Source organism: Streptococcus sp. 2021WUSS126, from assembly GCF_044427255.1.
GTDB classification, from domain to species: Bacteria; Bacillota; Bacilli; order Lactobacillales; family Streptococcaceae; genus Streptococcus; species Streptococcus hashimotonensis.
In genome coordinates, this window is sequence record NZ_JAOTGI010000019.1 from 1 (window position 1) to 12,693 (window position 12,693).

General features: G+C 44.0%; 16 protein-coding genes, 1 pseudogene and 1 riboswitch. Of the genes and pseudogenes, 1 reads left to right on the forward strand and 16 read right to left on the reverse strand.

Features of this window, described 5'->3' with window-relative positions; genetic code table 11:
* The 5 genes and pseudogenes from ODU39_RS07690 to ODU39_RS07710 form a co-directional block, all read right to left on the reverse strand.
* A pseudogene (locus ODU39_RS07690) lies at positions 1-691 on the reverse strand (IS4 family transposase); the annotation flags it as partial.
* Between the two features lie 106 nt (positions 692-797).
* Positions 798-1,421: a YtpR family tRNA-binding protein gene (gene ytpR / locus ODU39_RS07695; protein WP_398579822.1), complete on the reverse strand. Its 624-nt coding sequence runs from the start codon at positions 1,419-1,421 to the stop codon at positions 798-800.
* An 18-nt stretch (positions 1,422-1,439) separates the two neighbouring features.
* Positions 1,440-2,396: a DUF1002 domain-containing protein gene (locus ODU39_RS07700; RefSeq protein ID WP_398579823.1), complete on the reverse strand. Its 957-nt coding sequence runs from the start codon at positions 2,394-2,396 to the stop codon at positions 1,440-1,442.
* 44 nt (positions 2,397-2,440) lie between these two features.
* Positions 2,441-2,761 (reverse strand): thioredoxin family protein, encoded by a 321-nt coding sequence (locus tag ODU39_RS07705; RefSeq protein WP_398579824.1) that lies wholly within the window; start codon positions 2,759-2,761, stop codon positions 2,441-2,443.
* Positions 2,758-3,042, reverse strand: coding sequence for a DUF4651 domain-containing protein (locus tag ODU39_RS07710; protein ID WP_024404085.1), 285 nt, complete (start codon positions 3,040-3,042; stop codon positions 2,758-2,760). The genes ODU39_RS07705 and ODU39_RS07710 overlap by 4 nt, the downstream gene beginning before the upstream one ends.
* A 212-nt stretch (positions 3,043-3,254) precedes the next feature.
* Here ODU39_RS07710 and pepA point away from each other — a divergent pair, with 212 nt between their 5' ends.
* Positions 3,255-4,316 carry a glutamyl aminopeptidase gene (pepA, locus tag ODU39_RS07715; protein WP_398579825.1) on the forward strand — a complete coding sequence of 354 codons (1,062 nt, stop codon included), beginning with the start codon at positions 3,255-3,257 and terminating at the stop codon, positions 4,314-4,316.
* Positions 4,317-4,456: 140 nt separating this feature from the next.
* Here pepA and ODU39_RS07720 read toward each other — a convergent pair whose 3' ends face one another.
* The 11 genes from ODU39_RS07720 to comGA all read right to left on the reverse strand — a co-directional run bounded on the left by ODU39_RS07720 (position 4,457) and on the right by comGA (position 12,631).
* Entirely contained in the window at positions 4,457-5,719 is a 1,263-nt protein-coding gene (locus ODU39_RS07720; RefSeq protein WP_398579826.1) for a bifunctional folylpolyglutamate synthase/dihydrofolate synthase, read from the reverse strand.
* A gap of 55 nt (positions 5,720-5,774) precedes the next feature.
* Positions 5,775-6,326 carry a folate family ECF transporter S component gene (locus ODU39_RS07725; protein ID WP_172077900.1) on the reverse strand — a complete coding sequence of 184 codons (552 nt, stop codon included), beginning with the start codon at positions 6,324-6,326 and terminating at the stop codon, positions 5,775-5,777.
* A 44-nt stretch (positions 6,327-6,370) separates the two neighbouring features.
* Positions 6,371-6,620, reverse strand: a riboswitch (THF riboswitch).
* A gap of 123 nt (positions 6,621-6,743) precedes the next feature.
* Entirely contained in the window at positions 6,744-7,931 is a 1,188-nt protein-coding gene (locus ODU39_RS07730; RefSeq protein WP_398579827.1) for an acetate kinase, read from the reverse strand.
* A 49-nt stretch (positions 7,932-7,980) separates the two neighbouring features.
* The gene (locus tag ODU39_RS07735; RefSeq protein WP_105152877.1) at positions 7,981-8,934 is read right to left on the reverse strand and encodes a class I SAM-dependent methyltransferase; all 954 of its coding nucleotides are present in this window, start codon (positions 8,932-8,934) and stop codon (positions 7,981-7,983) included.
* A 49-nt stretch (positions 8,935-8,983) separates the two neighbouring features.
* Positions 8,984-9,397, reverse strand: a complete 414-nt coding sequence (gene comGG, locus ODU39_RS07740) for a competence type IV pilus minor pilin ComGG (RefSeq protein WP_398579828.1) — start codon at positions 9,395-9,397, stop codon at positions 8,984-8,986.
* Positions 9,387-9,809 carry a competence type IV pilus minor pilin ComGF gene (gene comGF / locus ODU39_RS07745; protein ID WP_398579829.1) on the reverse strand — a complete coding sequence of 141 codons (423 nt, stop codon included), beginning with the start codon at positions 9,807-9,809 and terminating at the stop codon, positions 9,387-9,389. The genes comGG and comGF overlap by 11 nt, the downstream gene beginning before the upstream one ends.
* Positions 9,796-10,089: a competence type IV pilus minor pilin ComGE gene (gene comGE / locus ODU39_RS07750; protein ID WP_053866669.1), complete on the reverse strand. Its 294-nt coding sequence runs from the start codon at positions 10,087-10,089 to the stop codon at positions 9,796-9,798. Before comGE ends, comGF begins: the two co-directional genes overlap by 14 nt.
* The gene (comGD, locus tag ODU39_RS07755; RefSeq protein WP_053866668.1) at positions 10,061-10,468 is read right to left on the reverse strand and encodes a competence type IV pilus minor pilin ComGD; all 408 of its coding nucleotides are present in this window, start codon (positions 10,466-10,468) and stop codon (positions 10,061-10,063) included. The genes comGE and comGD overlap by 29 nt, the downstream gene beginning before the upstream one ends.
* Entirely contained in the window at positions 10,449-10,730 is a 282-nt protein-coding gene (gene comGC / locus ODU39_RS07760; protein ID WP_105121957.1) for a competence type IV pilus major pilin ComGC, read from the reverse strand. Before comGC ends, comGD begins: the two co-directional genes overlap by 20 nt.
* A 1-nt stretch (position 10,731) precedes the next feature.
* On the reverse strand, positions 10,732-11,769 hold the full coding sequence (comGB, locus tag ODU39_RS07765; protein ID WP_398579830.1) for a competence type IV pilus assembly protein ComGB: 1,038 nt from the start codon (positions 11,767-11,769) through the stop codon (positions 10,732-10,734).
* Entirely contained in the window at positions 11,681-12,631 is a 951-nt protein-coding gene (comGA, locus tag ODU39_RS07770) for a competence type IV pilus ATPase ComGA (RefSeq protein WP_398579831.1), read from the reverse strand. The genes comGB and comGA overlap by 89 nt, the downstream gene beginning before the upstream one ends.
* Positions 12,632-12,693: the final 62 nt, after the last annotated feature.

Below are 12,693 nucleotides of genomic sequence, written 5' to 3' on the forward strand. Positions count from 1 at the left end.
ATTTAGGTCAAATGCCTCATCAAAACAAGGAGTATCAGGGAGATGAAAACTCTTTTTCATAGAATTATTTCCATCGCGAATACGAATAATATACGACCAATTTTTCTCCTGGCAATGCGCCATGACATCGTAGGATTCATACCCCCTATCCATTATCACCAGAGCTTGTTCAAAAGGGACAACTCTCCATCATGTCGATGAAAGCTGCACGCTCATCAACCTCCCGATTATCCTGAATTCGTAGGTCATGGTAAATCTCTTGTTCAAGATTGTAGAGAGCATTGATATGAATGAGATTGTAAGGAGTGTGGTGTGGTCCAGTTTGGAACGAGGTCGTTTTATCAGAATGATTTCTTGGTAGAACCACATCACTACCATCAACAGCTAGGATAGGAAGGTTGTGAGAGATTGGAATTTTAGAAGTAATATTGGCAAACAGGGTTTTAAAAGCTTGATGTTTGATCCGATATCGTCGTTGGACAAAGGCAGATTGAGTGACTGGCAAATCTAAATCAAGTAGCTCTTTGGCTAAGGTATTACCACCCATGGTCAGTATAGCTTGAATCATGGTTTTCATCGTTAGCTGACTTTTCCGACTAAAATCTTTTTCAGGATGAAGCACAAACTGGTTTGCGGTGGAAACGATGTCGTTAATACTATCAAGTAAATGAGCTTTAATCTGGTCTAGCATGATTTTTCCCCTTTTATTTTTAGTGTAACATAAAAAATAACCCACCACAAAATGTGATAGGTTAGTTAACTTAATGACATTGGCCGTCTGACCAATTCTTCTTTTTCTATCCCTTCCAGTGTTTACCTGAATCAAAGGCTTCTCCGACCACTGCGGAGTCGTCCAATTCGATAATACCACGGACTTGTGGTGCATTTGGCAGAGCCAATTCACGCGGACTGCACATCATACCAAAGCTATCTTCACCACGCAACTTCCCTGGGAAAATCAGGCTACCGCTCGGCATCATTGCTCCCGGAAGAGCCACAATGGTTTTCAAGCCTTGGGCTACATTTGGCGCACCAGCTACGATTTGCACTGTTTTGTCACCGACATTGACCTGACAGATATTGAGGTGGTCGCTGTCTGGATGAGGAACCAATTCCACAATCTGACCGACTACAAACTTCGGTGTCGCATCATTGACCAGTACTTCTGCAAAACCTTCTTTTACCAACTCTGCATTCAAGGTCGCAACTTGCTCGTCTGTTAGGAAAACCTGACCATTTCCAGCAATCTCAACCAAACATGATGCTTCAAAAATATTCCAAGCCACTGTTTTTCCTGTTTCTTCTAGGAAAACACGCGCCACTTGACCCTTGCGTTCAAACTGAACAGGCTGACCCTTGTCCTCAGCCACAATCACCATCAGAACATCGCCAACGTGTTCCTTATTATATGTAAAAATCATTTCTTTTTCATTTCTCCTTTATGCAAATAGACCGGGCAAGCCTTTCCATAGATTTTCAAAAAAGGCGCCGATTTTTTCTAAAATCCCTGAATCTTGTAGATTCTTATAGGCTTCTGAAATTTGTTGCTCCGCCTGTTGCTTGAACTGGTTGAGCTGGGCAGCAACCTCAGCCGAATCAATGGCAGAGGTTTCCTGATAGGCTTTGGCAAAGGTAACTAATTTTGAAACTTCATCTGCTGTGATGACATTTTCCAAACCGTTATTGGCCAAGACATCGTTAATAATAGTATTGATGTCTGATTCGGAAGCTACCTGACCATTGGACTTTTTGTAGTCGGCAAGAGCAGTCTTGATTTCCGCTACCGCCTTATCCAAGGCTGAACTATCAAAATTGGAGTCACCTGTATGAGCCGTCGCCACTTCATTGACTGTCTCTAGCTCTTGTTGAGCTACTTCGGTTCGGGCTGGGTCAACTGTTTCACCATTGGCCACAAGAGCCTTGTAAACACCTGTCAAAGCAGACTCCCCTGTCACCTGAATTGGAGAAGCTACATCAATCAAGACATCCGTCGCACCAGCTGTGATAGCCGCATTGGCATACTGCGTTTCGGTAATCAAGGTGATGTTCTGTGGCGTCTTAATATCCACCACAACCCCTTTTCCAGCATCCTGCTTTTGCACCAAGACAGATGAATAGAGGGAAGCTGTATCTGCTCCAGATGTACCTAAATATTGGTCCATATCCGTGCCAACAACCACCTGACGACTAACATTATTGACATCCGAAATACCAAATAGATTGTTAACCTCTGTCGCCTGGGCATCTGACAAACCGCCACCATAGACCAGTGTTGGCTTGCCCCATTTTTCATTGATAACATCTGTTTGAATCTCAGCCTGCACCAAGGGAGCAAGACTCAAACTCAACCCCAGCACCACAGGTGCTAGAAGGATTTTTCCTAGTGATTTCTTCATGTTCTTTCCTTTCTTTTGGGAAATGGCAGAGCTTCTCTGCTGATTTATCTACCCAGTCCAGATAAGAAATTCATGATTTCTTCCTTGGTCTTGCGATTCTTATCGACAAAACGACCGATTTCCCTACCATTTTCCAAAACAACCAGACTTGGAATACCTAAAATAGCCCATTCCTGCGCCAAAGACATAAAGTCATCTCGATCTAGTTGCACAAAACGGAAATCTGGAAAAGCCTCTTCGATAGCTGGCAAATGCGGTTTAATATAGTGGCAATCTCCACACCAAGTCGTCACAAATAGAAAAACAGTTGGCTTGCCATCTTCAATCAAGGCAGCTACTTCTTCAAGATTTGTTGGAAAAATCATCTTTCTTCCTCCCTGTATTGAATAGAACCTTGGGCATTTTCAAATAGAAATACCTGTCCTGCCTCCATCACAACTCCTCCAACGAGAGAGTCTTGCGTTGAGGCTGTTTCATCTACGTAGACCGTGGCAATTTCTCCTACATTAGCGAAAAAGTCACGCACCTCCTGCAAGGCCTGTGCTTTTTTACGGTCTTCTTGGATTTTACGGTAAAATTGAGCACTAGCGGTGAGCACACCTGCCCCCAATAAGCCTGCTAGCAAGGCTGTCTTTTTCTTTTTCATGTTGACTATTTTATCATATTTCCTCGGAATTTTCCCAAAAATGCCATTGAACTTGTGACAGCTGAGACAAACTCTCCACAAACATATGAAAACGATTCAGTTTTCAGAAAGCATGATTTCATCATGTGTTTATTGTTTATTTTCCCATATTTTCAAGACAAGTCTAGCTCTTCGTGATAAAATAGTAGTAATCATGTCATGGAGGAAGAAGTATGACTCTTTTTGAAAAAATTAAAGAAGTTACAGAATTGCAAAGCTTACCGGGATTTGAAGGACAGGTTCGCAACCACATCCGCCAGAAAATCACACCACATGTAGACCGCATCGAAACAGATGGACTAGGTGGAATTTTCGGTATCAGAGATACAGCTGTTGAAAATGCTCCTCGCATCTTAGTAGCTGCACATATGGATGAAGTCGGCTTTATGATTAGCCAAATCAAGCCAGACGGTACTTTCCGTGTTGTCGAGCTGGGAGGCTGGAATCCGCTAGTTGTATCCAGTCAAGCCTTCACGCTTCAACTACAGGACGGTCGGACCATTCCTGCCATTTCAGGTTCAGTGCCTCCCCATCTTTCTCGTGGGGCTAACGCTCCTGGCATGCCTGCCATCGCTGATATTATTTTCGATGCTGGTTTCGCCAATTATGACGAAGCTTGGGCGTTCGGCGTTCGTCCGGGGGATGTCCTGGTTCCCAAAAACGAAACCATTCTAACAGCCAACGGAAAAAATGTTATTTCTAAGGCTTGGGACAACCGCTTCGGTGTCCTTATGGTGACGGAATTGCTAGAAAGCCTATCGGGTCAAACCTTACCAAATCAGTTGATTGCTGGGGCAAATGTGCAAGAAGAGGTTGGCCTACGTGGAGCTCACGCTTCTACAACCAAGTTCAATCCAGATATTTTCCTTGCTGTTGATTGCTCGCCTGCAGGCGATATTTATGGCGACCAAGGAAAAATAGGTGACGGAACTCTACTTCGTTTCTACGACCCAGGTCATATCATGTTAAAAAACATGAAAGACTTCCTCCTCTCAACTGCCGAAGAAGCAGGTGTCAAATTCCAATACTACTGTGGTAAAGGTGGAACAGATGCTGGTGCAGCTCACTTGAAAAATCAAGGTGTTCCATCAACGACAATCGGTGTCTGCGCTCGCTACATCCATTCACATCAAACTCTCTACAGCATGGATGACTTCTTAGAGGCCCAAGCCTTCTTGCAAGCCATCGTTAAAAAGCTAGACCGCTCAACGGTTGATTTGATTAAAAACTATTAAAACAAAAGACTTTGCTAGGTAGAATGCCCGGCAAAGCCTTTTTTCTATATAGTCGAATGAATTAGCTTTCAGACAAGGAACTGAGGTGCAGACAGTACTAGAGTACGGCAAACCGAAAGTGACGATGTATCAAAGCTAATTCAAATGACTATAAACTCTTCTAAAATGTATTTCCTCACATAGGTAATGAAATAAAGTGAGCCTGTAATCAGGTAAAGTTTTTTGGGATTGTCCAAGTCCGCCTGCTCCAACCACTCCTGATAGGTCTGAACTCGTTCATAGCCTGACGGATAATCTTCTAACTGTACCGCTCTGAAATCGTCAAAAGTTGTCACGCTAACAGGTCCAAATTGGCTAAGCTGGGACAACATCTGGTCCACAGGCTTGGTATTGATGGCCGCAAAGAGGATTTCAATATCTCTGTCCGCATATTTTTCCTCTAGGAGCTGGGTCAGAACTGCGACGCTTTCATTATTGTGGGCTCCGTCAATCATGAGCCTTGGTTGTATCAATTCTAAGCGGCCCGGCCAGATGGCTTGGGACAAGCCCTGGCTGATGGTTTCATTGGTAATCTTTGGAAAATCAGAGCTGAGAAGCTGAGCTGTTGTCACTGCCAAGGCTGCGTTGACCTCTTGGTGACGCCCCTGCATCTGTAGCCTCAAATCCTCAACTCGGCCGAAGGGACTTGAAACCGCAAAGCCTGCTCTGCTATTTTCCAAAACAATCTCCCGCCCCACCGCATAGGTCGGACTCTGAAGCTGACGGGCGTACTCCTCAAATACTGTCTCCACTTCTGGCTGGTCGGTCGCATAGAGGAGGGGAACCCGCTCACGCAAGACAGCAACCTTGTGACGGGCTATGTCAGCATGGGTCTCTCCCAAAAAAGCCTGATGGTCCAAGCCGATAGAAGGACAAACTACCGCTAGAGGATTAAGGACATTGGTCGCATCCTGCAAACCACCCATGCCAGCCTCCACCAAGAGAATGTCGGGACGCTGATAGTGGGCAAAGTAGACGAACATAGCCACTACGATAATCTCAAACTCCGAAATAGCATCCAGTCCTGCTGTCTGGTCCAAGTCCTCAATCAAGGGCTGCAAGTCTGTCACAATCCTCGCAAAATCTTCCTCCGAAATCATCTCTTGCTCAAAGACAATCTGTTCTCGAAAATCAATGATAGACGGTGACGTAAAACGGCCGACGGTGTAATCCGAAGACCGTAAGATAGACTGTAACGCATTCAAGGTCGACCCCTTGCCATTTGTACCAACAAAGTGAATAGTCGGCGCTTGAAGCTGGGGATTGTCCAAGCGTTCTAAGAGCCAGCTGACACGTGCAACACCGTTTTCTAAATCTGATGCAGGGCGATTCGATAGCCACTGACGAGTTTCTTGATAATTCATAATTCCCTCTCTACAAAAGCAACAACAGGGGGATGACCTGTTGCTGGATACTGTTTTATTTAATGCCCATTAACTTGGCCAACTCAGATATTTTTTGTAAACTTGGCAAGACAAGCATGGTCACGACAATGCGTAATGGAATTTCAAAAATAGCTTTTATGAAACGACTGCTATACAGGACAATCCAAGGTGTTCCAAAATGAAAATGGAGAGCAATCGGTGTCATGATAAAGGAAATCACAACCTGAATCAAGACAACTACACCAGTCACATAGAGCCAATCAGCTTTGTTTTTAATATTCAGCGGCTTCTGATAGAAGAACCAGCCGTAGATAAAAGCAGATACTGCCTCAATCAAAATCCAAGTGAAGAGGACAGTTTGCCCGCTAAACAAGACAAAGACTGGGTCTGAAATAGCCGCAAAGACAGCCGCCCAAACCGGACCAGCAATAGCTCCCAAAATAGTATTGGGAATAAAGGTAAACTGGACCTGCAAGGTTTCTGAAATCCGAACAGAGAAATAGTTCTCCACAATCATGACCAAGGCAAGGGTCATCGCAATAGCAGTCAACAACTGCACCGTTAGTTTTGGAATCTTCTTTTCCATAAAAAATGCTCCGTTTTCAAAAAATGGAGCTATCGTGTGTATTCGACAGCGGATGCAATGGTTTACCGCGCTACTCTCAGCCAGGACCCAATGTTCCTACTCTAGGAGACATTAGAGACAAGCAAAGATATAGTCTTTTAGTTTACTTTTAGTACTAGGCAACGAGCCGCAGGCATAACTGGAGTTAGGCAAGGCGAGTTAACGAAGTAATAAAAGAAAAACTAAATGACGATAAGCTTCGTTATGTGACAACATCCCATCCACATACACTTAACGCAAACCACCTACTCTGTGCAAATTTCTTTGCTAGTCTATTTTATCATACCAAGGTCAGTTTGACCAATTGCCAAAATCTATTACTCCTAACAATTACTGACTATAAGAAAAACTGGTAGGGTTACTACCAATTTCCTTCTATTATTTTAAGCGTTCAACTTCACGCGCAATAACCAATTCTTCATCCGTTGGAATAACCAAGACACGAACTTTTGATTCTGGCGTTGAAATGTCACCATAGTTGCCAAATACATTTTTTGCTGGGTCCAACTCAATACCAAACCAAGACAAACCTGCAATGACATCATTTCGCATAAGCGGTGCATTTTCACCCATACCTGCCGTGAAGACAATAGCATCTGCCCCATTTAAAACTGCAAGATACTGACCGATAAATTTTTTAACACGGTCAATGAAAATATTGTAGGCCAACACTGCATCTGGATCGTGAGCTTGGATACCTGCTTCAATATCACGCATATCACTTGAGAAGCCAGATACACCGAACAAGCCTGACTGTTTATTCAACATGTTAACAACGTCTGCAGCATCTTTCAATTCTTCAACATTCGCAATCAAATAAGGAATGATAGCAGGATCAATATCCCCTGAACGAGTTCCCATCATTGGACCAGCTAGTGGTGTGAAGCCCATTGAAGTATCCACAGATTCACCATGATAGTTAGCAGTGATGGATACACCATTTCCGATATGTGCCGTAATCAATTTTAACTCTTCGATTGGACGCCCCAAAACTTTTGCAGCCTCATGCGCTACATAGTAGTGACTCGTTCCATGAGCACCATACTTACGAACTTTATAGTCTGTATAATATTTTTGTGGAATTGGATAGAGATATGCATGTTTTGGCATCGTTGTATGGAAAGCAGTGTCAAAAACAGCTACATTCAACACTTCTGGCAATACTTCTTCAAATGCACGCATCGCCGCCACGTGTGCTGGGTTATGAAGTGGCGCCAAGGCACTCAACTCTTCAATTTGCTCAATCTCTTTTTGACCAATAACCACTGACTCCTTGAAGTATTCTCCACCCGCAACAACACGGTGTCCAACACCTGTAATTTCTTCATAAGTTGCAATAATATTGTGTTTGAGCAAATCTTCAAGAAGAATCTTAACTGCAACTGTATGATTAGGAATATCTAATACTTCACTTTCTTTTTTTCCATCATACTTAACAGTGGAAATAGAATCATTTAAGCCTATGCGCTCAATAATCCCTGCTGCTAGTACTATTTCTTCTGGCATTTGATAAAGTTGCCATTTTAGACTTGAACTACCTGCATTAATTGCAATTGTTTTTGACATATCTTACCTCTTTTAAAGCGTTTTCCTAACTAGTATAACAGATTTTCACTTAAATTGCATTCTCTTGCTTCCAATTTTTGAAATTGAGCATGAACTTCTGAATAGCTTCTGGTTCTTGAAGACTTTGTAAGGGATAAACAAACGGCGCCAACGGTCTTGCAGCTTTCTTTTGCAAGACAAAAATAGACTTGGCCATAGCAGCCTTCCCAAAGAGACTTGGTGGCAGGGCAATCATGGCAACGATATTGGCTTGTTCTTGTAACCAGCCTTTCAGTAAATCGCTTTGCGGACTAGTCAACAAATCATTTGGAGCCAAGAGAATAGCGAATCCATCCTTTTCCAGATATTTGAGGGACTGTTCCATGAGTAAATGATGGGCGTAGGTATGTTCATTTGGACTGGCAACCTGATAACGGCTGGCAATCTGGTCATCTGGATAGTAGCCAATAGGCAAATCTCCCAAAATTACTTGACTTTCCTTCAAAATCTGCGGACGTACCGCATCTCCCTGAGCAAAAGAAATATCTGCCTGCATGACATCCGCAATACTTGCCGACAAATCAATCAAGAGGTCGTCCACTTCGATCCCCAAGTAATCCAATTCTTTCTGGCTGGCGTTGAGAATAGTCTGAGCTAGATTGCCTGTCCCCGAACCAATTTCCAGAACCGTCACCTTGGAAGCAGATACTAATTGGTCTACTAGAAAAGATAGGATAAATCCGATAGAGTCTGGTGTGAACTGGTGATTGTACTGCATGGGTTCAGTCTGATTGGCCTTGATAAGCAAGAATTGGTAGGCACGGCGCCATTCTTCCTTGGTTAAATCTAGTTGTTTCAAGGTCTTGTTATTATTGACAACAAGATCTGTCTCATGCTGATCAGCTACGTAAGCAGCATTTTGCTCAATCATGGCATCATAGATATTGGTGCCTAGCTGGTTTTGGATAGTCTGTACGTTTTCTAATAGCAGGTCGTAAGCCTGTTCGATCTTTTCAAAATTCATACTCCTATCTTATCAAAAATTCACCAACTTTGCACCAAAAAGGGAGCGGCTAGCCACTCCCCTCGGGTACTATTTTAACCGGAAATTGATAGGTATACAGACCATCACTTGTTAACTCAACTGCAACCAATAGTTGGTCACCTTTAAGTTGATAACGAGCCTGTCCCTCTTGAAAGGAGACCCTTCCTCCATCCTCCTTCTGCTTAGAACCTGTGGTTAAATTTGCTTCCTTTTCATTCACTACCGCTCCCGTAACTATTTTTTCTACTTGCAGGTCCTGCTCGACCTTGTCCAAGACCATCCGAGCCATGATGTAAGCAGTCGTTTCTTGCCTTGCCACCTGTACCAAGCGACTCTCAGCCTCTTGGCGGTGGAGATAAAACTGAAGCAAAAGACTAAAAACCGCCAGCATCAAAAGGGCATAGAGCAGGATGCCCGCCTTAACTTTTTTCTTAAAAAGCATAGATAAAGGTCCGCTCCTCTCCATTTTGAAAGCTAAAGTCGATGCGCACCAGCTGGTTTTCTTGGGAAATAGCTGCGCTGTCTAGATGATAGAGCATGGGCTGGTAGCCCTGTCCCCTGTCATTTGTTTTCCGAAAATCATCCGACCGTGACTTGCCAAAGGCCAAAGCCTGACCTCCCTTATCAACATAGACCTTGCCATTTTCAACCTTGACCAAGGCAGCCTGGTCCCACTCCGACCGCAATTGACTAGAGAAGACCAACCATTCCTTTTGAACGGTCTGACCTTGATAATGCGCTTCTTGGACCAGCAGTTTTGACAAGCCTTCAAAGACCAGAAGACTACCTGAAAGAATGACTAAGGCTACCAAGCATTCCAAGAGAGTAAAAGCAGGAATTTTACTTTTTAACAACCGATAAAACCTCCTTTCCCTCGTGGAAAACAATCGTCTTATCCGCTGTTCGTTGAACCTGAACTGTAACACCGTTTAAGGCTAAATTATCTTGCTCGGTCTGAACAGCCATCTGTGCTAGATTGAGAACCTCCTGTTGTTCCAATTCCCAAGCCTGTCGCCTACGACCTGCATCCACAGCTGATAAAATCAAGCTACAAATAGTCACTAGGGTCGCGAGGGCAACCAGACTTTCTAGCAAAATATAAGCCTTATTCTTCTGTTTTCTTATAGCGACCACTCCCTATATATAATTGATACGTGACTGTCTTTCGACTAAGCCGAAAACGAATCTTGGTCAGAGAAGAATTTCCACCATTTTCTTCAAATGTGATGGTCTTCCCTTCCAATACTTCTACACTTCTGGGTATCTCTACAGCCTGATAACCATTTGTAACCTCCTGCCTACCGATAGCTAGACTCACTGTTTGGTGGGAACTGGCTGCCAATTTCTGACTGTCTCTATAGATGGCTTCAAATTCCCAGAGAAAAATCTCTTCCTGAACAGACCGAAAGGCCGTTTGTACCGTTCCCGATAGGCTGATTGCCAGAAAGCTGATGACAAATAAGGTCAGCAGACTTTCGAACAGGGTAAAAGCCTTATTTTTTCGCCGTAGCATACTGCTCCGCTTGTTTTTCAGTAATATAGCCTTTCGCCTGCAACTCTGCTACCGTTGCTTCCGTGTCATGTTCCAATTCATAGAGCTCCATTTGACTCTCCACTACTTTGACAACTGCCGCATTCCCCTTCTTCTGAACAGCATCCTTCTGCTGGCTCAAATTTGGCACAAAAAGGAGCAAGAGCAGGCTAATAATTCCCAAAACGACTAACATTTCCACCAGAGTGAACCCTTTTACCTTCACTTCAATTAACTTTTTCATTTTATAACTCCATATTTTGATAAATCGGCAGCAACATAGCTGCGTAGATAAGAACGACCATTAAGGCCACAAAGAGAAAGACCAGCGGTTGAATCAGCTGCATGGCTCTATTAACCCGAGAGAAAAAATCCTCCCAACACTCGGCTGCATAAACTGTCAACTCACTACCCAACTTGGACTTGACCTGACCATACTCGACAATCAAACTCAGCTCCCGCTTAAAAAAGGTGTAGGTCTTGATGTGTTCGTGAAAGCTCTGACCATTGGAAAGCGACTGCTCCAGGTCCTGTCCAATCTCTCGAAAGAGCTGCGATTGCTGCTCCTGCATCAAACCCACAATCTGCGGCAGGTCCAAGCCTTGCCCAATCAAACTCCCCCACTCCCTGGCGTAATAGGCCGTCAGATAGGTTTGGATGAGTTTTCCGAAAAATGGCAGAGCTGCTAAGCAGGAAAAGACCCTGATTTTGTTAGTTTTGCGAAACCAAACAAGACCAGCCAAGACCGCCACCAAACTAAGTCCACAGAGGGATAAAAAGATAGTCGGTAGATGATTAATCAGTACGGTCGCTGCATTGCCTTCCTCCAACTGGGGCAGAAGATAATTTTTCAAACCCAGCATAATCAAGAGCAGAAAACCTAGTAAAACAATCGGATAGGTCGCCACCTCAATCAATTTTTTACGAACCTTGCTGACATTTTCCAGATAGGACTGGATATGGCTCAAACTGAGACTGGTATTGCCATGAACTTCAGCCAGAGCCACCTGTGTGACTACCGCATCTGAAAACCGCAAATCTGCCAGCAAACTTGAAAAGGGTTTGCCTGCTAACAGCCCATCTGACAAGACCTGGATGTAGGGATCTGCCAGAAGCTGACTACGTTTGAGAAAATCAACAATCTCCCCCAGATGAAAACCGCTGGCAAAAAGATTATTGAAAAGCTCAATGACCTTACGCTGGCGATCCAAAGGCAATTTTTTCTGTTTCTGCCTGCCGAAGACTGATATGTCCTGCTGCAAAAAGGCGATCAATTTGCGCATTCCACTGATCTGCGGAATGGTTTTGGTAATTTCCCTTTGCAAAATCTACTACACCTCCTCCCCCAATCAAACGTTGATAGGCAATACCTTGAAGGGCATTGTTTAACTCCTCAGGGCTGACACCTAGTTCTAACATACGGGCATAGACTCCTGAAATAGACCTTGCATGAACTGTTGAGAAAACGGTAGCTCCCGTCAGGCTGGCTCGAATGACTGCTCGAGCGGTTTCCGCATCCCGAATCTCACCGATGATGAGCAAGTCTGGTCGATGACGGAGGGACAGTTTGATTAGATTGTCGTAGGTGGCTCCGATGGCTTCATTGAGCTGGAGTTGCAGCATGTCCTCCTGTTTGATTTCGACAGGATCCTCGATGGTCAAAATCTGCTTGTCTGGGAATTTCAGCCTGGCAAGATGGTACATAAGTGTGGTCTTACCAGAGCCGACTGGACCCGAAAAAAGGTAGAGCCCTCGTCCCTTGATTTCTTCTGCAAGTCGCTCGGCCGCCTCAAACCAGAACTTGAGTTCCTTGTCATTGCCATAGAGCAGGCGGATAACCAAACTTTCCTTACCACGATAATCCCCGACAGTTGATAAGCGAAGTGAAATCTCTCCGCTACCATAATCATAGTCACAGGAACCCTGCTGGCTACGGCGTTTTTCACCAACATTTAAACCTGCTAAAAACTTGAAATGGCTGATAATGGCTATTACTTCTTCCTCAGCCATGTCTTGCACAAACTCCCGTTCATCCATGATGCGATGATAGACTTGATAGCCCTGACCACGAGGAACCAGATAAATATCACTGACCCTATCTGCCACCGCCTCCTCAATCATCTTTCTTGCTTTTTCTTGAATCATACAACCTCCTCACCCTATCTATTCGTAAGGAAACTTGATTTTCCATACTTTTTTGTTAAAAT